This window comes from Herminiimonas fonticola (assembly GCF_003293745.1).
Lineage (GTDB): Bacteria > Pseudomonadota > Gammaproteobacteria > Burkholderiales > Burkholderiaceae_D > Oxalicibacterium > Oxalicibacterium fonticola.
In genome coordinates this window covers 46125-68529 of the sequence record NZ_PTLZ01000003.1, presented here as the reverse complement: position 1 = coordinate 68529, position 22405 = coordinate 46125, and the positions used below count along the sequence as shown (strand labels likewise).

At 50.8% G+C, this 22405-nt stretch carries 20 protein-coding genes and 1 tRNA gene; 5 read left to right on the top strand and 16 right to left on the bottom strand.

The window, feature by feature from the left end:
• Nucleotides 1-61 precede the first annotated feature (61 nt).
• From odhB to Hfont_RS11265, 9 genes are all read right to left on the bottom strand, one after another.
• Nucleotides 62-1303 (bottom strand): 2-oxoglutarate dehydrogenase complex dihydrolipoyllysine-residue succinyltransferase, encoded by a 1242-nt coding sequence (gene odhB, locus Hfont_RS11305; protein WP_112992526.1) that lies wholly within the window; start codon nt 1301-1303, stop codon nt 62-64.
• A gap of 60 nt (nt 1304-1363) precedes the next feature.
• Entirely contained in the window at nt 1364-4222 is a 2859-nt protein-coding gene (locus Hfont_RS11300; protein ID WP_112992525.1) for a 2-oxoglutarate dehydrogenase E1 component, read from the bottom strand.
• Nucleotides 4223-4463: 241 nt separating this feature from the next.
• A complete protein-coding gene (gene gltA, locus Hfont_RS11295; RefSeq protein WP_112992524.1) occupies nt 4464-5777 on the bottom strand; it encodes a citrate synthase in 1314 nt (437 codons plus the stop codon).
• Between the two features lie 98 nt (nt 5778-5875).
• Nucleotides 5876-6145: a succinate dehydrogenase assembly factor 2 gene (locus tag Hfont_RS11290; RefSeq protein ID WP_112992523.1), complete on the bottom strand. Its 270-nt coding sequence runs from the start codon at nt 6143-6145 to the stop codon at nt 5876-5878.
• Between the two features lie 120 nt (nt 6146-6265).
• Nucleotides 6266-6976, bottom strand: coding sequence for a succinate dehydrogenase iron-sulfur subunit (locus Hfont_RS11285; RefSeq protein ID WP_112992522.1), 711 nt, complete (start codon nt 6974-6976; stop codon nt 6266-6268).
• 11 nt (nt 6977-6987) lie between these two features.
• Entirely contained in the window at nt 6988-8766 is a 1779-nt protein-coding gene (sdhA, locus tag Hfont_RS11280) for a succinate dehydrogenase flavoprotein subunit (protein ID WP_112992521.1), read from the bottom strand.
• A gap of 1 nt (nt 8767) precedes the next feature.
• Entirely contained in the window at nt 8768-9133 is a 366-nt protein-coding gene (sdhD, locus tag Hfont_RS11275) for a succinate dehydrogenase, hydrophobic membrane anchor protein (RefSeq protein WP_112992520.1), read from the bottom strand.
• Nucleotides 9133-9543, bottom strand: coding sequence for a succinate dehydrogenase, cytochrome b556 subunit (gene sdhC, locus Hfont_RS11270; RefSeq protein ID WP_112992519.1), 411 nt, complete (start codon nt 9541-9543; stop codon nt 9133-9135). Before sdhC ends, sdhD begins: the two co-directional genes overlap by 1 nt.
• Before the next feature lie 146 nt (nt 9544-9689).
• Nucleotides 9690-10478 (bottom strand): GntR family transcriptional regulator, encoded by a 789-nt coding sequence (locus tag Hfont_RS11265; RefSeq protein ID WP_112992518.1) that lies wholly within the window; start codon nt 10476-10478, stop codon nt 9690-9692.
• Nucleotides 10479-10762: 284 nt separating this feature from the next.
• Here Hfont_RS11265 and Hfont_RS11260 point away from each other — a divergent pair, with 284 nt between their 5' ends.
• The 5 genes from Hfont_RS11260 to Hfont_RS11240 all read left to right on the top strand — a co-directional run bounded on the left by Hfont_RS11260 (nt 10763) and on the right by Hfont_RS11240 (nt 17707).
• On the top strand, nt 10763-11752 hold the full coding sequence (locus Hfont_RS11260) for a malate dehydrogenase (protein WP_112992517.1): 990 nt from the start codon (nt 10763-10765) through the stop codon (nt 11750-11752).
• Nucleotides 11753-11835: 83 nt separating this feature from the next.
• Nucleotides 11836-12801: an HpcH/HpaI aldolase/citrate lyase family protein gene (locus Hfont_RS11255; RefSeq protein WP_112992516.1), complete on the top strand. Its 966-nt coding sequence runs from the start codon at nt 11836-11838 to the stop codon at nt 12799-12801.
• A gap of 64 nt (nt 12802-12865) precedes the next feature.
• Nucleotides 12866-13375, top strand: a complete 510-nt coding sequence (locus tag Hfont_RS11250) for a hypothetical protein (protein WP_112992515.1) — start codon at nt 12866-12868, stop codon at nt 13373-13375.
• A gap of 116 nt (nt 13376-13491) precedes the next feature.
• Nucleotides 13492-16230: an aconitate hydratase AcnA gene (acnA, locus tag Hfont_RS11245; RefSeq protein WP_112992514.1), complete on the top strand. Its 2739-nt coding sequence runs from the start codon at nt 13492-13494 to the stop codon at nt 16228-16230.
• A gap of 226 nt (nt 16231-16456) precedes the next feature.
• Nucleotides 16457-17707, top strand: coding sequence for a DUF2863 family protein (locus Hfont_RS11240; protein WP_112992513.1), 1251 nt, complete (start codon nt 16457-16459; stop codon nt 17705-17707).
• Between the two features lie 38 nt (nt 17708-17745).
• Here Hfont_RS11240 and Hfont_RS11235 read toward each other — a convergent pair whose 3' ends face one another.
• The 7 genes from Hfont_RS11235 to Hfont_RS11205 all read right to left on the bottom strand — a co-directional run bounded on the left by Hfont_RS11235 (nt 17746) and on the right by Hfont_RS11205 (nt 22395).
• Nucleotides 17746-18210: a CYTH domain-containing protein gene (locus Hfont_RS11235; protein ID WP_112992512.1), complete on the bottom strand. Its 465-nt coding sequence runs from the start codon at nt 18208-18210 to the stop codon at nt 17746-17748.
• Nucleotides 18207-19340, bottom strand: coding sequence for a M14 family metallopeptidase (locus Hfont_RS11230; protein WP_112992511.1), 1134 nt, complete (start codon nt 19338-19340; stop codon nt 18207-18209). The genes Hfont_RS11235 and Hfont_RS11230 overlap by 4 nt, the downstream gene beginning before the upstream one ends.
• 391 nt (nt 19341-19731) lie before the next feature.
• The gene (locus Hfont_RS11225) at nt 19732-20196 is read right to left on the bottom strand and encodes a nitrate reductase associated protein (RefSeq protein ID WP_112992719.1); all 465 of its coding nucleotides are present in this window, start codon (nt 20194-20196) and stop codon (nt 19732-19734) included.
• Between the two features lie 126 nt (nt 20197-20322).
• Nucleotides 20323-21096 (bottom strand): molybdate ABC transporter substrate-binding protein, encoded by a 774-nt coding sequence (modA, locus tag Hfont_RS11220; RefSeq protein WP_112992510.1) that lies wholly within the window; start codon nt 21094-21096, stop codon nt 20323-20325.
• 397 nt (nt 21097-21493) lie between these two features.
• Nucleotides 21494-21570: transfer RNA gene (locus Hfont_RS11215), tRNA-Pro, on the bottom strand.
• A gap of 78 nt (nt 21571-21648) precedes the next feature.
• Nucleotides 21649-22038: a MerR family transcriptional regulator gene (locus Hfont_RS11210; protein WP_112992509.1), complete on the bottom strand. Its 390-nt coding sequence runs from the start codon at nt 22036-22038 to the stop codon at nt 21649-21651.
• 3 nt (nt 22039-22041) lie between these two features.
• Complete coding sequence (locus tag Hfont_RS11205; RefSeq protein ID WP_479680723.1) at nt 22042-22395, bottom strand: integration host factor subunit alpha; 354 nt, start codon at nt 22393-22395, stop codon at nt 22042-22044.
• Between the last annotated feature and the right edge of the window lie 10 nt (nt 22396-22405).

Genomic DNA, 22405 nt, shown 5'->3' with positions numbered 1-22405 from the left:
AAGACACGGAGGCATGGAGAATGAATTCAATGCGCTCGCGTGTCTTTTTATCTGACCGATCTTAGAGATCCAGCAACAAGCGAGCTGGATCTTCCAATGCCTCTTTCATCGCGACCAGGCCCAATACCGCTTCGCGTCCATCGATGATGCGGTGATCGTAAGACATCGCCAGATAATTCATAGGGCGAATCACGATCTGACCGTTTTCAACAACCGCACGTTCCTTGGTTGCATGCACGCCCAGAATCGCCGATTGCGGCGGGTTAATGATAGGAGTCGACAACATAGAGCCGAAGATACCGCCGTTCGAAATCGAGAAGGTGCCGCCAGTCAAATCATCTAGCGTCAATTTGCTTTCTTTTGCCTTGTTGCCGAATTCGCCGATTTTCTTTTCAATGTCTGCGATCGACATTTGATCCGCATCGCGCAAGATAGGCACGACCAGACCGCGTGGCGAACCGACTGCAATACCGATATCGAAATAGCCGTGATACACGATGTCATTGCCATCGACAGATGCATTGATGATCGGATATTTTTTCAGCGCAGCGACCGCGGCCTTGACGAAGAAAGACATGAAGCCGAGTTTGACGCCATGCTCTTTTTCAAACTTGTCTTTGTACTTGGTACGCAGGTCGATCACCGGCTGCATATTGACTTCGTTGAACGTGGTCAGGATCGCATTGGTGGATTGCGATTCGAGCAAACGTTCTGCGATACGCGCACGCAAGCGACTCATAGGCACGCGCTCTTCCGGGCGATTCGCAAGCGAGGCCGGAGAATTTGGTGGGGCAATTTGCTGCAATCCCGGCTTGGCCGCAGGTGCAGCTGGTTTTTTCTCCAACTGATTGATCACATCACCCTTGGTGACGCGACCATCTTTGCCGGTGCCCGCGACATCAGTCGTCGCCAGTTTGTTCTCCGCCAGCATCTTGGCAGCAGCTGGCATCGCAATGCCGCTAGCGGCGTTCGACGATGCAGCAGTACTTGCCGTAGCTGGTGCTGCAGCAGCAACAGGCGCGGCGGCCGCAGCTGTCGCCGCAGGAGCAGCAACTGCCGACATATCGGTATCAAGCAGCGCAATCACTTCGCCGGCAACCACAGTGCTATTGTCGTCGCGAACGATTTGCGTGATCACGCCAGCAGCCGGTGCCGGCAACTCAAGTACGACTTTATCGGTTTCGATATCGATCAGGTTTTCGTCACGTGTGACGGTCTCGCCTACTTTTTTATGCCATTGCAGTAAGGTTGCTTCTGCAACGGATTCCGACAGTTGCGGAACTTTGATTTCAAGAATTGCCATTTAACTCTCCGTTTCGGTTTGTTCATACGACATCCCAGTCTTTGGAATGCCGCAGGGTCATTATTTCGTTTGAATAAAACCTTTTAACTTGCTGAATGCTGTTTCTATCAAAGCCTTTTGTTGCGCGTAATGCTTATCGTAATACCCAACAGCTGGCGATGCACTTGCGGGACGACCTGCGTAAGCCAGTTTTTGTCCATCAGGCATATTTTCAAGAATGTTGTGCTGAATCTGGAACCATGCGCCCTGATTTTGCGGCTCATCCTGCGTCCACACCAAATCAACTGCATTCGGATATTTTTTGAGCTCAGCCGCAAATGCCTTGTGCGGAAATGGATAGAGTTGCTCGATACGAACAATCGCGACGTCGTTTTGCGCACGTTCCTTGCGCGCATTGACCAAGTCGTAATACACACGACCTGAGCAAGCAATGACGCGTTTGACTTTCTTCGCATCGATGCTCGTATCCACTTCGCCGATCACAGTCTGGAACGAACCTTTGGCTAATTCATCCAGCGGTGAGCCGGCATCCTTGTTACGCAACAAGGATTTTGGCGTCAGGATAACCAGGGGCTTGCGGAACTTGCGGATCATCTGACGACGCAGCAAATGGAAAATCTGCGCCGCAGTAGTCGGTTGTACCACCTGCATATTATTGTCCGCACACAATTGCAAGAAACGCTCAGGACGTGCGGATGAATGTTCCGGACCCTGGCCTTCGTAACCATGCGGCAGCATCATTACCAGGCCTGATGCGCGACCCCACTTCACTTCGCCGGAACTGATGAACTGGTCAATGACGACTTGTGCGCCGTTGACGAAATCGCCGAATTGCGCTTCCCAGATGACCAGCGTATTCGGCTCTGCTGTCGAATAGCCATATTCGTACGCAAGGACTGCTTCTTCCGACAACACCGAGTCGATCACGCGGAACCAGGCCTGCTGGTCGGAAACGTTCTGCAAAGGAACATAAGTGCCTGCATCCCAACGCTCACGATTTTGATCATGCAAAACTGCATGCCTGTGCACGAAGGTACCGCGTCCGGCATCCTGGCCCGTCAAGCGCACTGCATAGCCGGAAGAAACCAGTGATGCATAGGCCAGATGCTCGCCCATGCCCCAATCCAGACTCATTTCACCACGGCCCATCATGGCGCGATCAGTCAGTACTTTTTCGACCAGAGGATGAACCTTGAAGCCTTCTGGAATCGCAGTAATGCGCTGCGACAAGCGCTTCAATTCCGTCAGCGGAATGGCGGTGTCGGCAGCATCGGTCCACTTGCGATTCAGGAACGGCATCCAATCAACTGCATACTTGCTCTTGAAGTTGGAAATGACCGGATCGACTGTATGCTTGCCGGCATCCATCGCATCGCGGTATGCCTTGACCATGTCATCGGCTTCATTCTCCGCCAGGGTACCCTGCGTAAACAGCTTGTCTGCGTACAGCTTGCGCGTACCTGGATGCTGGGAAATTTTCTTGTACATCAGCGGCTGCGTCAGCGCCGGCGTATCCTGTTCGTTATGCCCCAGTTTGCGATAGCAGACGATATCGACCACGATGTCCTTGCGGAATTCAAGACGATAATCAAGTGCCATCTGCGCTGCAAACACCACTGCTTCCGGATCATCGCCGTTGACGTGAATGACCGGCGCCTCAATCATCTTCGACACGTCGGTACAGTACAGGGTCGAACGCGTATCGCGCGGATCAGAGGTGGTAAAACCGATCTGGTTGTTGATAATGATGTGCACCGTACCACCGGTACCGTAACCGCGCGTTTGCGCCAGGTTCAGGGTTTCCATGATGACGCCCTGTCCGGCAAATGCTGCATCGCCGTGAATCAGGATAGGCAACACTTGTTGCGACGGATCGTTTTGTCCACGGCGCTCGATACGTGCACGCACCGAACCTTCCACCACTGGATTAACGATTTCCAGATGTGATGGATTGAATGCCAGCGACAGATGGATAGGGCCGCCTGGTGTGCTGATATCGGATGAAAAACCTTGATGGTATTTGACGTCACCGGATGGCAAATCGTCGCCATGACGGCCTTCAAATTCAGCGAACAATTCCTGCGGCATTTTGCCCAGTGTATTGACCAGCACGTTCAGACGGCCGCGATGCGCCATGCCGATGACGATTTCCTGCACGCCTTTTTCACCGCCGCGCTGAATGACTTCATCCAATGCCGCGATAAAGCTTTCGCTGCCTTCCAGAGAAAAACGTTTTTGTCCTACGTATTTGGTATGCAGATAACGTTCCAGACCTTCAGCTGCAGTCAGGCGCTCAAGAATGTGTTTCTTTTTTTCGCTGGAAAAAGTCGGTGTCGAGCGTATCGATTCAAAGCGTTCCTGCAGCCATAACTTTTGCGCAGGATCGCTGATGTACATGAACTCAGGTCCGATCGAGCGGCAGTAGGTATCGCGCAAGGCATTCAGCAAATCGCGCAGCGACGCTGTTTCTGTCCCGAAGTGGGTATTACTGATATTGAACACAATGTCCATATCTGCATCGGTGAAACCATAGAAAGCTGGTTCCAGTTGAGGAATCGATGGACGTTCCTGGCGTTGCAGCGGATCGAGATTGGCCCAGTTGTTACCGAGTACGCGATAAGCAGCGATCAGTTGCGTGACAGCGACGCGCTTGCGTCCCATCTCGACATCTTCCGAAGCGGTAACGGTACGAATAGGACCATGTTTGGCACGTTCGGCAAAGGACGCAATGACCGAGGCATGCGCCACGTCAGGTTTGCTGGATCCATCGACAGCAGGCACGTGTTGCATGGCGTCGAAATAGGCGCGCCAGTTGTCTGGCACGGAACCCGGATTGTCCAAGTACGCTTCGTACAGTTCTTCAACGTACGGCGCATTGCCTCCAAACAGATAAGAGTTGGATTGGCTTTGTTGCATCATCTTGCTCACCTTTCTTCGCGTTTCGCGAGATTAGCGGGTTAATTTAACCTTCCGCGGCACGGCCTGACCGTTTGGCGGATTGCACATCAAGTTGTGGGGAAGGACGTTTTATTCGTTAGCTAAAATTCGACAACTAAAAATTAATAATGTGAAACGAGAATAACATAAAACAAATCTGCAAAAAGCGAATCATCAGACTCGTTTTTTGCATTTTGTTTTTACCTGCTTATTTACTTATTAATCAAGCTGGACGTTTTGACATCTCTGGTACATCGCGCGCTTTTTCGCCGATGAACAATTGACGCGGACGACCGATTTTTTGTTCCGGATCTGAAATCATTTCATTCCATTGCGCGACCCAACCTACGGTACGCGCCATCGCGAAAATACCGGTGAACAGCGACACAGGAATACCTAATGCCGATTGCACGATACCTGAGTAGAAATCGACGTTCGGATACAGCTTGCGTGATACGAAGTATTCGTCTTCCAGCGCCACTTTTTCCAGCGCCATTGCCAGCTTGAACAATGGATCATCGTGCAGGCCCAGTTCTTCCAGCACTTCATGGCAGGTTTCGCGCATCAACTTGGCACGCGGATCGAAGTTCTTGTACACGCGATGACCGAAGCCCATCAACTTGACACCAGAATTCTTGTCTTTAACTTTAGCAATGAATTCAGGAATCTTGTCGACCGAACCGATTTCTTTCAACATGTTCAATGCTGCTTCATTCGCGCCGCCATGTGCAGGACCCCACAGACAGGCAATACCCGCTGCAATACACGCAAATGGATTGGCGCCTGACGAACCCGACAAACGTACTGTCGATGTCGAAGCGTTTTGTTCGTGATCGGCATGCAGAATCAAAATGCGATCCAGTGCGCGCACCAGCACGTCATTGATTTTGTATTCTTCAGCTGGCGTAGAGAACATCATGTGCATGAAGTTCGCGCTGTACGACAAGTCATTGCGTGGATACACGAATGGCTGACCAACCGAATACTTGTACGACATCGCGACCAGCGTCGGCATCTTCGCGATCAGGCGGATCGCCGATACTTCACGGTGATGCGCATCAGTGATATCAAGCGAGTCATGATAGAAGGAAGCCAGTGCACCAACCGTACCAACCAGCACCGACATAGGATGTGCGTCACGACGGAAACCACGGAAGAAAAATTGCATCTGTTCATGCAGCATCGTGTGACGGGTGACAGTCGCGACGAAATCTTTTTTCTGCTGCGCGTTAGGCAATTCGCCTTTCAACAGCAAGTAGCTGGTTTCCAGGAAGTCGCAATTCACCGCCAATTGTTCGATCGGGTAACCGCGATACAACAATTCGCCTTTATCACCGTCAATGTAGGTAATGGTCGAGTTGCATGAAGCGGTCGACATGAAACCTGGATCGTAGGTGAATTTTCCGCTCGCGCCGTAGAGCTTGCGAATATCAATCACGTCAGGACCGATAGTGCCCTTATAGATCGGCAACTCCAATGATGGCGTACCGTCGGAAAACGACAGTGTGGCTTTGGTGTCAGATTGAGAGTGGGGCATGGCTCTTCCTTCTAAATAACAAGGGGTAAGTCGATTTAAGAACTAATAAATCGCTAAATTAAAAAAACCTTTATCGATGCACGCCTGATCAGTTTCAATCAAATGGCGCGCAATCTTGTCAGCAGCGCACGAACATGAGGCACATCGGTCTCGTCCTGTGGTTCGGTGCGTGACAACAGCAAATTCAGTAAATCGTTATCCGGCAATTCCAGCAATATCGAAAAGGCTTCCACCTCTTCATCCGTCAGCGTTTCTTCGTGTTGATCCAGAAAACGTGTGAGTAGCAAATCGTTTTCAAGCAAGCCGCGGCGGCCGCGCCATCTCAGGCGTGCACGTTTTACAGGATCAGCTTGATGGGTGTTCGACATGGAGTTTCATTCAATCTGTTTAACGCTTTTCCACGTCATTTGTTACTACCATCTACGTCAGTCTATGACTGAGGAAGGAGCAGTGTGGCGCATCGTCACCGATTTGCCACTGCACGAAGCTTACACCGCGCGCCGCACCATCAATTCCTTGATCTTTCCGATTGCGCGAGTCGGGTTCAAACCTTTAGGGCAAACATCCACGCAATTCATGATTGTATGACATCTGAACAATCGGTATGGATCTTCCAGATTATCCAGACGTTCGCCGGTCGCATGATCACGTGTATCTGCGATGAAGCGGTAGGCTTGCAGCAAACCTGCCGGGCCGACGAATTTATCAGGATTCCACCAGAATGAAGGACATGAAGTCGAGCAGCATGCACACAAGATGCATTCGTACAGACCATCAAGTTCTTCGCGCTCGGCTGGCGATTGCAAACGTTCTTTCTCAGGCGGGATTGTATCGTTAATCAGATACGGCTTGATTGAATCGTATTGCTTGAAGAATTGCGTCATGTCCACGATCAGGTCGCGTATCACTGGCAAACCAGGTAATGGACGCAGGACGATAGGCTCTGTCAACTCGTTCAGATTGGTAGTGCAAGCCAGGCCGTTTTTGCCATTGATATTCATTGCATCCGAGCCGCATACGCCTTCGCGGCAGGAGCGACGCAGCGCCAGTGAATCGTCTACATCGGCCTTGATGCGCTGCAAGGCGTCCAGCAACATTTTGTCATTATCCTGCAACTCCACCGTCACATCCTGCATGTACGGTTTCGCATCCTTGTCAGGATCATAGCGGTAAATCTGAAGTCTTAGCGTCCGTGCCATGTTCTGACCTTTTAGAAAGTACGTGGTTTAGGCTTGAAGGTATCGACCGTCAGCGGCTTCATTACCACCGGCTTGTAATCGAGACGATTGCCTTCCGAATAAAACAATGTATGTTTCAACCAATTTTCATCGTCACGTTTTTCGAAATCCCGATGCGCATGCGCGCCACGTGATTCCTTGCGTGCCGCTGCCGAGGTGATGGTGGCCTTGGCTGTTTCAATCAGGTTATCGAGTTCGAGTGCTTCGATACGTGCAGTATTGAAAACCTTGGATTTATCCTTGAACGAAACGTGCTTGCGGCGCTCATCCAGTTCCATGATTTTCTTGTAACCGGTTTGCAGCAATGCATCGGTGCGGAACACGCCGCAGTATTGCTGCATCGTCGCACGAATATCGTTGGCAACATCCTGCACGCGTTCGCCACCGGTGCTGCTTTCCAGATGCGCCAGGCGCGACAGCGCCAGATCGGCGGCATCAGCCGGTAAAGGTTTATGCTCGCGTTGTTTCAGATGGCTTTGAACGATGTGATTGCCAGCCGCACGACCGAATACGATCAAATCAAGCAATGAATTGGTACCCAAACGATTCGCACCGTGCACTGATACGCAAGCGCACTCGCCGATGGCGTACAAACCATTCACGACATGATTCGGATTACCGTTTTTCGGCTCAACCACCTGACCGTGAATATTCGTTGGAATGCCACCCATTTGATAATGAATGGTTGGCACCACAGGAATAGCTTCGCGCGTCGCATCAACGTTGGCGAATTTGTGCGCGATTTCCAGAATCGATGGCAAACGTTTTTGTATCGTCTCGGCACCGATGTGACGCAGATCCAGCATCACGTGATCCTTGTTCGGGCCGCAACCGCGACCTTCCTTGATTTCCTGATCCATCGAGCGCGAAACAAAATCGCGCGGTGCCAGATCCTTCAAGGTTGGCGCATAACGTTCCATGAAACGTTCGCCCTGGCTATTCACCAAAATGCCGCCCTCACCGCGCACGCCTTCCGTAATCAACACGCCAGCACCAGCCACGCCGGTTGGATGGAACTGCCAGAATTCCATGTCTTCCAGAGGCAGGCCGGCACGCGCCGCCATGCCCATGCCATCGCCGGTATTGATGAAAGCATTGGTCGATGCAGCCCAGATACGGCCAGCGCCGCCGGTTGCAAACATAGTTGTTTTTGCTTCCAGCATCATGACATTGCCGGTTTCCATTTCCAGCGCGACCACGCCGATCACGTCGCCTTCGGCGTCGCGCATCAGATCGATCGCCATCCATTCAACGAAGAAATGCGTACGGGCGCGTACATTGCGTTGATACAGCGTGTGCAGCAAGGCATGACCAGTACGATCGGCCGCCGCACAAGCGCGTTGCACCGGTTTTTCACCAAAGTTGGCAGTGTGACCGCCGAATGGGCGCTGATAAATCGTGCCGTCAGAATTGCGGTCGAAAGGCATGCCGAAATGTTCCAGCTCATAGACCACTTTCGGGGCTTCGCGGCACATGAATTCGATCGCATCCTGATCGCCCAGATAATCCGAACCTTTGATGGTATCGAACATATGCCAGTACCAATTGTCCTCCGCCATATTGCCTAGCGAAGCACCGATACCGCCTTGCGCAGCAACTGTGTGCGAACGCGTTGGAAATACCTTCGACAAGACTGCAACATTCAATCCGGCTTCTGCAAGCTGCAGCGATGCGCGCATACCCGAACCGCCGGCACCGATGATGATGGCGTCAAAATGACGTGAAGGAATGCTTGATTTGATTGCTGCCACGTTACGCTCTCCAGAGAATCTGTGCCGCCCATCCGGCACAAGCGACCAGCCACACGATCGTGGCAACCTGCAATGCGAGGCGTATAGAAACCGGTTTGATGTAATCCATCCAGATATCGCGCATGCCGACCCACGCGTGATAGAACAGCGCGAGGAAGGTGACGAAGGTAAACATCTTGAACCATTGCTGAGCAAACAGCCCGGCCCAACCTTCATAACTGAAATCGCTGGCTACTAGAAAAGCGACTAACAAAACCAGCGTGTAAGCGATCATGATAATCGCCGTCACACGCTGCGCCAGCCAATCCTTGAAACCATAATGCGCGCCGACGACCAGACGATGTGGCCCGATATTATCTTTTGGCATCAGAACACTCCAAACAGTTTGAGCGCGACAAGCACGGTTAATGGCAAGCTGATTGCAAACACCACCGCAGCTGATTTTTTCGCCTGCTCTTTATTCAGTCCGAAATGGACGTCCATGAATAGATGGCGAATACCTGCACACAAATGATGCAAATAAGCCCAGCACAGGGCGAGAATGATTAGTTTGATAAACCAGTGAGAAACAATGCCTTTGAAATATTCGAAAGAAATTTCAGACATCAGACTTTTATCGAGCAGCAGCAAGATAAATGGCAGCAACACAAACATCAACGCGCCACTGGCGCGATGCAGGATCGATAAAATCCCGGCCAGCGGCAAACGGTAACGCGCTATGTCCGTAATGTGAATATTGCGGAATTCCGGCTTGCTGGTTTTGAGTGAATCAGACATGGCGTGACTTTCCCAAACGAGATGAACTTGTAATTTTCACCGATTTTGGTGTGCTGCACCAAAATAAATCTTTTATTAAATCTTGTTTGACAATTTTCCCTTGTTTGATTGACAAACCAGGGACTGACAATCGCATCGCCATATGCTCAGCTCAATTCGTTTTGATAATGATGATTATTTGTTACATACAAAGAGCGCCTGACCTCGACTGCTTTATCTCCGTATGTAAACGAAACCCGATTCACGCTCAACAATGGCGTGTTCAACTCCACCGCCAGCAGGCTTGATGCACTTTCATCCGCAACCACAGCACGGATATTTTCAACCGCACGGATCATCTGGATGCCGAATTCAGTTTCCAGCAAGGCGTACATGGGACCTTTGTATTCCAGCACGCGCTCAACCGACAAGCCTTTGAAGATAGCACCCGGCAACCACAACTCTTCCAGAATCGTCGGCGCAGCGCCAAACGATTGAATACGCTTGATAAAATAAACCGAGTCGCCGGTTTTGATATCCAGCTGACGTGCGATATCGGCCGGCGCCCGCAAGCGCTTTGCTTCTACTATATTGTTCTCTGGATATTGAGCGTCGCCGACATCCGGCTTTAAACGCAAGAAACGGAACTGCGCGCGCGCTTCATGATGCGTTGCGACAAAGGTCCCCTTCCCTTGTCGACGCACCACCAGGTTTTCGGCAGAAAGCTCATCAATCGCTTTGCGTACCGTGCCCTGACTGACTTTAAAGCGATTGGCCAGCTCGATTTCGCTAGGAATCAGCTCACCCGGACGCCACTCACCTGATTGCAGGCTTTGCGTGATTAAGGCCTTGATTTGCTGATACAGCGGGCTGAACGTAGGCGAAGATCCCGCAGACTGCCCGCCAGTAGCTGGATGTGCCGGATTGCTGTTCGATGAAGAATGGGCTGAACTCATGGATGTAGATTTCAACACAAAACCAGTAGTGCCGTCCAGTAAAAGATTGGAAATTAATATGTCTTATATAAGACATAAGATACATATTGACAGTGCAATATCGAAAGTCTACACTTCCAGCAACATTGTTTCCGCCAGTCGTTTTATTCAAGCAATCGCAAAGTTCATGGCTTGCTTGTGGATAGCCCCCGCTGACTTATAAGGTATTCAACTGTATCATTGCGCCACGCGGAATATTTTCCCCATACCCAACCTCGATTTCATCATTACCTTGGAGATTCAACATGGCTAAAGCCCCTATGCGTGTTGCCGTTACCGGTGCCGCCGGTCAGATCGGTTATTCCCTGTTATTCCGCATCGCTAACGGCGATTTGCTCGGCAAAGACCAACCAGTCATTTTGCAATTGCTGGAAATCGATAACGAAAAAGCACAAAACGCCCTCAAAGGCGTGATTATGGAAATCGACGATTGCGCATTCCCATTGCTGGCTGGCGTCTCCGCTCACAGCGATCCAATGACCGCATTCAAGGATGCAGATATCGCCTTGCTGGTCGGTGCCCGTCCACGTAGCGCCGGCATGGAACGCAAGGATCTGCTGGAAGCGAATGCGCAGATTTTCACAGTACAAGGCAAAGCGCTGGATGCAGTTGCATCGCGCAACGTCAAAGTTCTGGTGGTCGGCAACCCGGCCAATACCAATGCTTACATTGCAATGAAATCGGCACCAAATCTGCCTGCGAAAAACTTCACCGCCATGCTGCGTCTGGATCACAACCGCGCCTTGTCGCAAATCGCAGCGAAAACCGGCAAACCAGTTGCATCGATTGAAAAACTCGCAGTCTGGGGCAATCACTCGCCAACCATGTACGCCGACTACCGCTTCGCCACCATCGATGGCAAATCGGTAAAAGAAAGCATCAACGACGATGCATGGAACAAAGATACCTTCCTGCCTACCGTCGCCAAACGCGGTACTGCCATTATCGAAGCACGCGGCGTGTCGTCGGCAGCCTCCGCAGCCAACGCAGCGATCGATCACGTGCGCGATTGGGTACTCGGCACCAACGGCAAATGGGTCACGATGGGTATTCCATCCGATGGTTCGTACGGCATTCCGAAAGACACCATGTTCGGTTTCCCTGTGACGACAGAAAATGGCGAATACAAAATCGTTCAAGGTCTGGACATCGATGCATTCTCACAAGAGCGCATCAATCTGACATTGAAGGAATTGACGGAAGAACGCGAAGGCGTCAAACACCTTCTGGCTTGATGAGCCATGGGCAAATGATCGACGCGATCATTTGCCCTTCCCTGCAGCCAGCCATTTAGCCAGCGCGAATTTACTCACTATTCATGCATCCTTCAGAAGTTCTCTTTCAAGGCACTTTGCCACCAGTTTCGATTCCGGTCTGCGATCACTATGCAGGCTCAGAAAAACTGATGCGCAAATCGCTCGCATTGCAAAAAGAACTGGGACCTGTGTTCGACATCACTTTCGATTGCGAAGATGGCGCGGCGCATGGCAATGAACAAGCGCATGCACATTTGATCGGCACTTTGATTGCCGGTGAAGAAAATCCGTTCGGCCGTATCGGTGCGCGGGTACACGACATCACCAGTGAATTTTTCGAACAAGATATAAAAATCATCCTGCAACACGCAGCTCAGCGACTGGCTTATCTAGTGGTTCCAAAAGTCGATAGCGTCGCCGACGTGGAAAATGCAATCAGCCTGATCAATCGCCATGCAAATGGTCGTAGCGACTTGCCTGTACACGTATTGATCGAGACACATGGCGCATTGAAAGATGCCTACGCAATCGCTGCGCTGCCGCAAGTCGAATGTCTGTCCTTCGGCATCATGGATTTTGTTTCCGCACATTACGGTGCGATTCCCGGCAGCGCGATGCGTTCGCCTGGACAATTTACGCACCCTCTGCTGGCGCGCGCGAAACTGGAAATTGCAGCAGCCTGCCACGCGCACGGCAAGACGCCATCGCATAACGTTACAACAGAAATCAGCGACACCTCGGTTGTCGCCAGCGACGCACATCGTGCCGCGGCAGAGTTTGCCTACACCCGGATGTGGAGCATTCACCCGGGCCAGATCAAGCCGATTCTGGCATCGTTTGCACCACAGCTTTCTGAAGTGAACGAAGCAGCCGCCATCCTGTCACAAGCGCAAGCGGTGCAATGGGGCCCGATCCAGCACAATGGTAAATTGCATGATCGCGCCAGCTACCGTTATTACTGGACGATACTGCAGCGCGCACAAGCTAGCGGCTTAGCCTTACCCGATTCGGCACGCACTATTTTATAAATACCTGTTCGTTTGCAACAGATGACGATGCAAACGAATCATCAAAATTTATTGGAGATTTGGAATGAAGAAACTGTTTTATATCTTACTGCTGGCCAGCATGTCTTCGATGCTCAATCCTGCTTTCGCGCAATCAAGCAATGCCGCTCCTAAAAAAGAAGCTACAAAAAAACCAGTAAAGAAAACCAGCAAAAAAGACGTTGAAGAAAAAGTAGCACCTGCAGTTGCTGGTGCAAGCGCCAATGACGATGAAAACGAAGATCTTGGCGAAGCCAATATCGAAGGTTCGACTGTTACGCATTTCAATTGCGAACTCGGCAACAAGATTACAACCTACTCCAATGCTGGCGATGACAAATACATGGCCATCCGCTGGAAAGACAAAGTTCATCGTCTGCGCAGAATCGGCACCAGCACAGGCGCCAATCGTTTCGAGAATCGTAAAGATGCTCTGGTATGGATCAACATCCCAACCAAAGCCATGTTGCTCGATTCTAAAAAAGGCCAGCAACTGGCTAACGAATGCAGAGATCCTGAACAGGCCAAAGCATTTGCCGCCAAAACAAAAAGTTAAACAGTTGAAAACGATACTGTCATAAATGAACCGTAGCATCGAGATGGCAGCATCGAATCGTATTTCAAGCATTAAGTAATTTTCGTATCGGTTATTTTGTATCAAGGAGAAAAATCATGTCGCGCAACACATTGAATACACTTAAGGAATTCAATATTTCAGGTTCAAAAAAAGGCACGTTTTATTCACTGCCTGCATTGGGTAAAAAACTTGGCGTGAATGTTTCCCGCTTGCCGATCTCGATTCGCATCGTGCTGGAATCGGTGCTACGCAATTGCGACGGCAAAAAAGTAACCGAAGAACACATCCATCAACTGGCCAACTGGTCGCCGACAGCCGTACGCACGGATGAAATTCCTTTCGTCGTCGCACGCGTGGTATTGCAGGATTTCACCGGTGTGCCATTGCTGGCCGATCTGGCTGCGATGCGCAATGTCGCCAGCAAACTGGGCAAAAACCCAAAGAACATCGAACCGCTGGTACCGGTCGATCTGGTGGTCGATCACTCGATCCAGATCGACCATTTCCGTGAAAAGAAAGCACTCGACCTGAACATGAAACTGGAATTCCAGCGCAACAACGAGCGCTATCAGTTCATGAAATGGGGCATGCAAGCGTTTGATACTTTCGGCGTGGTGCCACCAGGCTTCGGCATCGTGCATCAGGTAAATCTGGAATACCTGGCGCGCGGCGTACACAAACGCAATGACGGCGGCAAGACCGACGTCTACTATCCGGACACACTGGTTGGTACCGATTCGCACACCACGATGATTAACGGCATCGGTGTCGTTGGCTGGGGCGTAGGCGGTATCGAAGCCGAAGCCGGCATGCTGGGCCAACCGGTTTATTTCCTGACGCCTGACGTGGTTGGCGTGAATCTGACCGGCCAGTTGCGTGAAGGTGTGACCGCAACCGATCTGGTGCTCACCATCACCGAATTGCTGCGCAAGGAAAAAGTCGTCGGCAAGTTTGTCGAATTCTTTGGCGAAGGCACAGAATCGCTGTCGCTGACCGACCGCGCCACCATCGCCAACATGGCACCGGAATACGGCGCAACGATGGGCTTCTTCCCGGTCGACGATGCCACCATCGATTACTTCAAAGGCACAGGCCGCACCAAAGCAGAAATCGATGCGTTTGAAAATTACTTCAAAGCCCAAGGTTTGTACGGTGTTCCAAAATCCGGCGAAATCGATTACACCCACGTCGTCGCACTTGACCTCGGCTCCGTCGCGCCATCATTGGCCGGCCCGAAACGTCCGCAAGATCGCATTGAAATCGGCAACGTCAAACAAAATTTCGCAGAACTGTTTGCCAAACCGGTATCGGAAAACGGTTTCAATAAAAAACCGGAAGATCTGGATGCAACCTACACCAACAGCGACGGCGTCAAAGTCAAAAACGGCGACGTACTGATTGCCGCGATTACTTCTTGCACCAACACTTCCAACCCTAGCGTCTTGCTGACCGCAGGTTTGCTGGCGAAAAAAGCAGTAGAAGCGGGCTTGAAAGTTTCGCCGCATATCAAAACTTCGCTCGCTCCTGGCTCACGTGTCGTGACCGAATACTTGCAAGCTGCCGGCCTGCTGCCCTACCTGGAAAAACTCGGCTTCGGTGTCACCGCCTACGGTTGCACAACCTGTATAGGTAACGCTGGCGATCTGACACCGGCGATGAATGAAGCCATCGTGCAAAACGATATCGTCGCGTCGGCCGTGTTGTCGGGCAACCGCAACTTTGAAGCACGTATTCATCCAAACATTCGCTCCAACTTTCTGGCATCGCCACCGCTGGTTGTCGCCTACGCAATCGCCGGCAACATGACACGCGACCTGATGACGGAACCAGTCGGTCGCGGCAAAGGTGCCGATGGCAAGATGCGCGACGTTTATCTGGGCGACATCTGGCCAACTTCACAGGAAGTTTCCAAGCTGATGAAGTTTGCGATGAACGCCAAAGTATTCAAGGACAACTACGCCCAGGTCAAAACCGCACCAGGCAAATTGTGGGAAGGCATCAAGGGCGTAGCTGAAGGTCAAGTCTATGACTGGCCAAATTCGACCTATATCGCCGAACCACCATTCTTCGATGACTTCACGATGGAACCGAAAGCTGCTGCCACCGGCATCACCGGCGCACGTGCGCTCGGCGTATTCGGCGACTCAATCACCACCGATCACATCTCGCCTGCAGGTTCGATCAAGGACACCAGCCCAGCCGGTAAATACCTGACCGCAAAAGGCGTGTTGAAAGCAGATTTCAATTCCTACGGTTCACGTCGCGGCAATCACGAAATCATGATGCGCGGCACCTTCGCCAACGTCCGCATCAAAAATCTGATGATCCCGATCAAACCGGATGGTTCGCGTGTCGAAGGCGGCATCACACGCTTCCAGCCGACAGGTGAAGAAATGTCGATCTACGATGCTGCGATGCGTTACGTCGATCAAGGCACACCGACCATGGTGTTTGCTGGTGAAGAATACGGCACAGGCTCCTCACGTGACTGGGCTGCAAAAGGTACGCAATTGCTGGGAGTCAAGGCAGTGATCGCACGTTCCTACGAACGTATTCACCGCTCCAATCTGGTCGGCATGGGTGTATTGCCATTGCAGTTCCTGGGCGACGACAGCGTCACCACGCTGGGCATCACCGGTGCAGAAACCTTTGACCTGAAAGGTCTGGAAGGTAATCTGCGTCCGCAACAAGAAGTGACTCTGGTGATTCATCGTGCAAACGGTCAATCGCAAGACGTCAAAGTTCTGTTGCGTATCGATACCCCGATCGAGGTCGATTACTACAAGCACGGTGGCATTCTGCCTTTCGTTCTGCGTCAATTGCTGGCCGCCTGATGACTATCGTGTAGCTTCAAAACGAGGTTACACAAGCCAGCCTCAGACAAAAGCCACATGCATATTGCATGTGGCTTTTTTATTGGTTGTTGCCGAACCAAACCGTGTGGCCTGCGCATCAAAGCTATATAAGCAAGATACGACGATCTAAATTTGACACAGACGTTTGGGATGCACGTAATCCACTACAATACAAATTCCATCGCCTTCTTCAGATCATTCCTTCATGCGTCGTCCATCAAAAAATACAAACCATAAACTGTCAGCTGACAGTCAGCGATTGGCTACGCTTGCACAAGCAATTATTCAAGCCGCCAGTCGACTGGAAGAGCGCAACTGGGAACGCCAGCTGGATACCCTGTTACGAAAGCTGTTGAAGGGTAATCATCAAGACGTCGTCGATGCTGCGCTAGACCACTTGTTCAAACTGGAATCGGCTGCCTACGATGCATTGATGGAATGTGCAGAAGCTGCCAGCGAATCGTGCCAGATCGAATACGATGGCATCACTTACGACGCACTTCTGGTCGCCATGCCCATCCTGGCGTGGACGCGCTTTACTATTGCCTCAGGCCCAATCCCGGCGGATGTGGCGGCGACTTTATCCACACATCTGCAGGCGCACGTATTGGCGCCAGGTACAAAAATGGCGATGTCACCAAATTTGTTTTCTATCGACCAGTTGCCGCGCAGCCATGCAGAAACCTTCGCATTCACGCAACGCATGGCACAAGCAGCATTGAAAGGTAGCGCATTGAAGCAAGCTGCTCAGCAGCCGGAAACCGCGCCCTTCCTCGCCGATACGCGTTATCTATTGGCCGTGGTAACCGCCGCCGCAGATGAACCATTATTTCGCTGGCAGGCATCGGCAAATCTGGCCGAGCGCGATGAAGCCTTGTCGCAATGGAATACGCAAGCCATGCCGAACATCACCCGCCTGTTGCCGGGTTGCGGCATAGAGCTGCTGTTGCCGGAGGCCTACTTCGTTGCATGCCGCGAAGGCGACAAGCAAATCCGCCCAGCCTCCATACGTGCTGCCGTGCATTATTTGACTTACACACTGGACGTCGAACCAAATGAACTGCAAGCCATTATCGGCAGCTTTGGAGAAGAATCCGCCGAATCACGCGTCGATGAATATCGCGTCAGCTTTGCACTAGCAGAAAACCTTGATGTAATTTACGGCATCGTATGGCCGCTATATGGGCAGGAAGACGATGAAGAATTACAGTATCGGGAAATTGATGTGCCAGTCGATCCTGTCATTTCTGCCGATGTAGAACGCAAATCACCAATAGAAGAAATTCTCGCGCTGCTGGAGGAATGTGGCGTGACGAATGTGAAACGCCATACCGAATTGTTTGCGATGGAATTTTGCGATGATTGCGGTGCACCGCTCTTTCCCGACATGGATGCAGAACTGGTGCATGCAGAAATGCCGGAAGATGCGCCAACCGGTTCCACTCATTTGCATTGAGACTACTGACCGGCGCGGTGTTCACTGCGCCGTATTTTTCACCAAGCCGAGAACGGATGACGTAACAGATTCGCGTTGAAATAGCGCGCGTCGTCCGTCACTTCTTCTGCTATCCAGTCCGGCCTGGAAAACGCTTGTTCTTCGCTGTCCAGTTCTATCTCGGCCACGACCAGACCCAGATTGTCACCAAAGAATTCATCGACTTCCCACACCATGCCTTCGTGCAGAATGCGGGTACGGGTCTTTTCGATCAAGGGCCGTTCGCATAAATCATTCAATAACTGATCGGCTTCCGCCAACGGAATCGCGTATTCCCATTCGCCGCGTGTGATGCCGTTCGTGCGTCCCTTGATTGTCAAGGTCGCGGCGTCATCTTCGATACGCACACGCACAACGCGATCCGGATTTGTCGATAGATATCCCTGACGGATTGCGACACCTTGCCCTAGCGCTTTCCATCCTGATCCGAGGACCAGGAATTTTCTTTCGATCTCAACACTCATCGCGCACCACGTTCGACGTTATGCAAAATCGGCTGCAGCATCTGCCGACCCAGCTGCGCGCTACGAGCGCCATTCCACCCGACCTTGGGATCTGGTGAATGCGCATTGTCCTTGAACGGCATTTCCAGCGTCAGCGATACGCATTTAAATGTATGGCCTATGTATTTGGATGCCAGCTTCAGCATGTCTGCCCGATATTTTCCACTGTCGTAACCGACTTCCGTTTGGAAATCCTCGCTAGCACGCAGGAACTGCGTGATGAATGCCTGTTGCTCATCAGCCTGCTGCTGGGTAAAGCCTTCCAGCATTTCGCTACCGGCGACAAATACATAAGGCAAACCTTCGTCACCATGAATATCCAGAAACAGATCGCAGCCGGTTTCATGAATTTTATTTTTAACGTGAAACACTTCGGGACTGCTCTCCAATGTCGGCGCCATCCATTCGCGATTCAGGTTTGCACCTGCGGCATTGGTGCGCAAGTTACCGTTGAGTGCACCGTCAGGATTCATATTCGGAACGATGTAAAATACGGTATGCTTCAACAGCTTTTGCGCAACCGGATTAGCAGTATCCAGCAATGCATCGACCATCCCTTCCGCAAACCATTCCGCCATCGCTTCCCCCGGATGCTGACGTGCGATCACCCAGACTTTTTTGCGTGCGGCAGGATCACCAATCACCAGTACATTCAAATCACGTCCTTCGACGGTAGAACCGAGATCTTCAGTATGTGCTAGTGACGATGCTTGTGCTCTTCCCAGCAAGTCCAGATGACGCTCCCATGAATACGGTTCAAAGTATGCGTAGTACACACTGTCGAATTGCGGCGTGTGTGAAATCGTCATCACGCTGCCATCGAAAACCGTCGACACACGAAACCAGTTCTTGCGATCGTAGCTGGCGACTGCCTGATAATCTTTCCAGCCATCAGGATAAGTTGCTTCACCTGCATTCAAGAATCGCATCGTGCAACGTTCACCACGTGCCCCTTGCAAGCGAAAGTAAAACCATTGCGCAATATCTGCATGAGTATCTTTACGCAGTTTGAGTTCGATAGTCTGTGCAGTTTCTGCACGTACGATATCGATCGCACCCGCATCGAAATGGGAGCTGATTTTAATGGACATTATTTTTCCGGAAGATGAAGCTGATCATTGCCGACAGGATAGCGTAAATCAATGAAAGCACGTAGCGACATGCTTGTCACGCGCTTGCCGTGTAGTCAGATTACAGGCACTGAAATTTATCTGTAGAAAGGGAAATAATCTGGCGGAATTTATTGCCTGGAGCGCTGACATTGCTGCGTCCGAAGACATGATGTCGAGGTAGTGCGGAGAATGTAATGCGGTAGATGCAATACAAGAAATTGGTGCCGGTATATTTTCGAACCGCCGGCTCCGGTGATAGTGAAGCGAATGTTATCTAACACTTCACATCACCGATATCGGACTAGCGCTTAACAATGTGTAGGAAAAACGGAAGCTTGCTCCACGCTATTTCTTCATTGAAAAACTTCTTTCAGATCAAGCCAAACTCTTTCATCGCAGGTAAAAGATTGGCATTCTTGTGTCCTGAACGCGTGAGCTTGATCATCGCAAATCGTTGCAGCTCATTCAATGCTGCCCATTGCCTTACGTCAGGTAAAGGCAATCCAAGCTCTTGCAGAGATGCGCTCATATTTTGTGGCAAGGCTGCGCTGTTCTTCCATGCCGGTGCTGCGTCTATCGCCACAAACTCAATCACGGCATCCGGATTATCCGCGTGCTGCGCCAGCATTGCCGCAAGACGTTTGCGATAAAGATCTCTCTGTGACTCTGACGCGCACGGCATGGCAACCAGTTCTTCCCGCTCGTCACGGCTCAAGGTAATCCATGCAGTCAGTGAAATTTTTATTCCGCATGCATCCAGATTGGAACGCATGATCATCGGAATGCGGCGCAAGGGATAACGGCCATCCTGCTCAAATTCGAAAAGCCCCTGCATGATCAGACGCGATTCCAAAGAAAATATTTGTTCATCCTGCTTAGTTTCATTATTTTTTCAGCTTTACAGATATAAAAATTTACCAAGGTATTGAATACGCGATTGATGACATGAGCCAATCATGCATTAACCGAAACCGTGTTTCTTCAAAATATTCTGTGCCGGTGTCTGCATAATGAAACGCACAAAATCTTTCCCAAAAGCCGAATGCAAATCGGCAGCAATACCGTAGTCACTGCGCACATTAAGATCATCAGGAATACGCACCACATTCAAATGTGGCAAGGCTCTTTTTGTAATTACGGCATTAGTGCAGTACATGATGTAAGCATCAGCCTTGTCATCTTCAAACGCCGTAATGTAGGGTAGTTTTTCACCCGCAGCCGGCACACTGGTACCCGACAGCTTACGCGCCTTTGCATCCAGTAACTGATAGAAGCCGGCATACTTCTTCTCTGCCTTCTCGAAGAACTGCCAGGTGTAATCCCCCATAGGATCACTTACCGGAGTAGACGTCGCCACCCGCACCGAAGGCTTGCTCAAAACCTCCAGCATATTACCAGTGCTCAAATTCAGTTCCGGTCTCGCAATCACGCAAAGATCGTTATGCGTAAATATCTGAGAAGGCCCCAATAATTCTTGTTGTGTCAGCGCTTGTGTATGTTCGGTTGAAGCTGAAGCAAACACATCGACTTTTGCACCGGCCTCTATCTCTTGTCGTAACTTGCCAGACGGACCGTATTTTACAGAAAATGCGCTTCCGCCCTGCGCATGGTACGCCCGGATAATTTCATCCATCACCATGCACAAGCTCCCTGCAGCGACGATCACCGGCAATACTTTATCCATCGACGAAGACGCCATATCTGTTTGAGAAGAAATTCCATGAATTGTCACCATGAGCCTTGCAATGAATATGATTCAAGCACACGTTCTGGTTACAGTTTCGTTTCCAAAAAACAAAAAAGCCTGCGTCCGATATGGAAGCAGGCTAATTATGAAGGTATCGCCAGTCCTATAGTGGAAAGTGCAAAACCCGAGCGAGTTTCCTCAGCTCTGTTTTTATTATACACGTATTTTGAAAAGGTTATCTCGCAATGTATCAGCGTACAAAGGGTAGCCTTATAGACCATGCCTTTGATAGGAGGAACGAAGCTTTATAAATAAAGTTGATTACTTGCACTATTGAGTCACTTGAGATGGATAAGCCACCAACAAATTAGGGGCACATGAAGGGCACAAGAATTAGAAAATAAAAAAGGGTTGCAGCCGGTTTACTGTAACCCTTTGATTTATTTGGTCGGGACGGAGTGATTCGAACACTCGACCCCTTGCACCCCATGCAAGTACGCTACCAGGCTGCGCTACGCCCCGACTAGCCCGAAATTATAACAGAGCAAAGCTGTGTTTTTGTCATGCAAAAATGCGAAACGCATGCCGGGCAAACTGGATTTACTTGAGCAGAGTCAGAATTTCCATCAACTCATTGCGGATCGCCAGCATGGCATTCGGATCTATCGTTACGCCATCCAGTGGCAGCTCGTCATCGCCACGGGCATCCAGAATGCGGCTTTCGAGTTTGTTGCGTGCACCACTGATGGTGAAGCCTTGTTCGTACAGCAGCTCGCGTATGCGGCGTATCAGCAGCACTTCATGATGCTGGTAATAGCGTCGGTTGCCGCGTCGCTTGACTGGCTTCAATTGTGTAAACTCTTGCTCCCAATAGCGCAACACGTGTGGTTTGACACCGCACAACTCGCTGACTTCACCGATCGTAAAGTAGCGTTTGGCTGGAATCGGCGGCAATGGGGCCAATTCAGGTTTATTGATCCGTTCGTTCATCTATCAGCTTGTGTGGACAAACGATTCTTGGCTGGAAGTATCGACCATGCCTTTGAGTTTTTGGCTGGCGTGGAAGGTGACAACGCGACGCGCGGTGATAGGAATTTCTTCACCGGTTTTTGGATTGCGGCCAGGACGTTGCGGTTTGTCGCGCAATTGAAAGTTACCGAAACCAGATAACTTTACAGCTTCACCACGTTCCAATGCGTTACGAATTTCATCAAAGAAGGTCTCAACCATGTCTTTGGCTTCACGCTTGTTCAAGCCAACTTGCTCGAACAGCAACTCAGCCAATTCAGCCTTGGTCAGCGTTGGCAAATTCTTTTCCGCCTGCGAACGAACCTGCGCTTCCAGCATTGCGCGGTTC

Coding starts and splice junctions, on each gene's coding strand:
- acnA (WP_112992514.1), top strand. CDS start 13,492: ATGTCGCGCAACACATTGAATACACTTAAGGAATTCAATATTTCAGGT.
- Hfont_RS11265 (WP_112992518.1), bottom strand. CDS start 10,478: ATGAGTTCAGCCCATTCTTCATCGAACAGCAATCCGGCACATCCAGCT.
- Hfont_RS11260 (WP_112992517.1), top strand. CDS start 10,763: ATGGCTAAAGCCCCTATGCGTGTTGCCGTTACCGGTGCCGCCGGTCAG.
- Hfont_RS11250 (WP_112992515.1), top strand. CDS start 12,866: ATGAAGAAACTGTTTTATATCTTACTGCTGGCCAGCATGTCTTCGATG.
- modA (WP_112992510.1), bottom strand. CDS start 21,096: ATGGTGACAATTCATGGAATTTCTTCTCAAACAGATATGGCGTCTTCG.
- Hfont_RS11255 (WP_112992516.1), top strand. CDS start 11,836: ATGCATCCTTCAGAAGTTCTCTTTCAAGGCACTTTGCCACCAGTTTCG.
- gltA (WP_112992524.1), bottom strand. CDS start 5,777: ATGCCCCACTCTCAATCTGACACCAAAGCCACACTGTCGTTTTCCGAC.
- Hfont_RS11230 (WP_112992511.1), bottom strand. CDS start 19,340: ATGTCCATTAAAATCAGCTCCCATTTCGATGCGGGTGCGATCGATATC.
- Hfont_RS11225 (WP_112992719.1), bottom strand. CDS start 20,196: ATGCAGGGGCTTTTCGAATTTGAGCAGGATGGCCGTTATCCCTTGCGC.
- sdhC (WP_112992519.1), bottom strand. CDS start 9,543: ATGTCTGATTCACTCAAAACCAGCAAGCCGGAATTCCGCAATATTCAC.
- Hfont_RS11205 (WP_479680723.1), bottom strand. CDS start 22,395: ATGCTGGAAGCGCAGGTTCGTTCGCAGGCGGAAAAGAATTTGCCAACG.
- Hfont_RS11285 (WP_112992522.1), bottom strand. CDS start 6,976: ATGGCACGGACGCTAAGACTTCAGATTTACCGCTATGATCCTGACAAG.
- Hfont_RS11290 (WP_112992523.1), bottom strand. CDS start 6,145: ATGTCGAACACCCATCAAGCTGATCCTGTAAAACGTGCACGCCTGAGA.
- odhB (WP_112992526.1), bottom strand. CDS start 1,303: ATGGCAATTCTTGAAATCAAAGTTCCGCAACTGTCGGAATCCGTTGCA.
- Hfont_RS11300 (WP_112992525.1), bottom strand. CDS start 4,222: ATGATGCAACAAAGCCAATCCAACTCTTATCTGTTTGGAGGCAATGCG.
- Hfont_RS11210 (WP_112992509.1), bottom strand. CDS start 22,038: ATGAACGAACGGATCAATAAACCTGAATTGGCCCCATTGCCGCCGATT.
- sdhD (WP_112992520.1), bottom strand. CDS start 9,133: ATGCCAAAAGATAATATCGGGCCACATCGTCTGGTCGTCGGCGCGCAT.
- Hfont_RS11240 (WP_112992513.1), top strand. CDS start 16,457: ATGCGTCGTCCATCAAAAAATACAAACCATAAACTGTCAGCTGACAGT.
- Hfont_RS11235 (WP_112992512.1), bottom strand. CDS start 18,210: ATGAGTGTTGAGATCGAAAGAAAATTCCTGGTCCTCGGATCAGGATGG.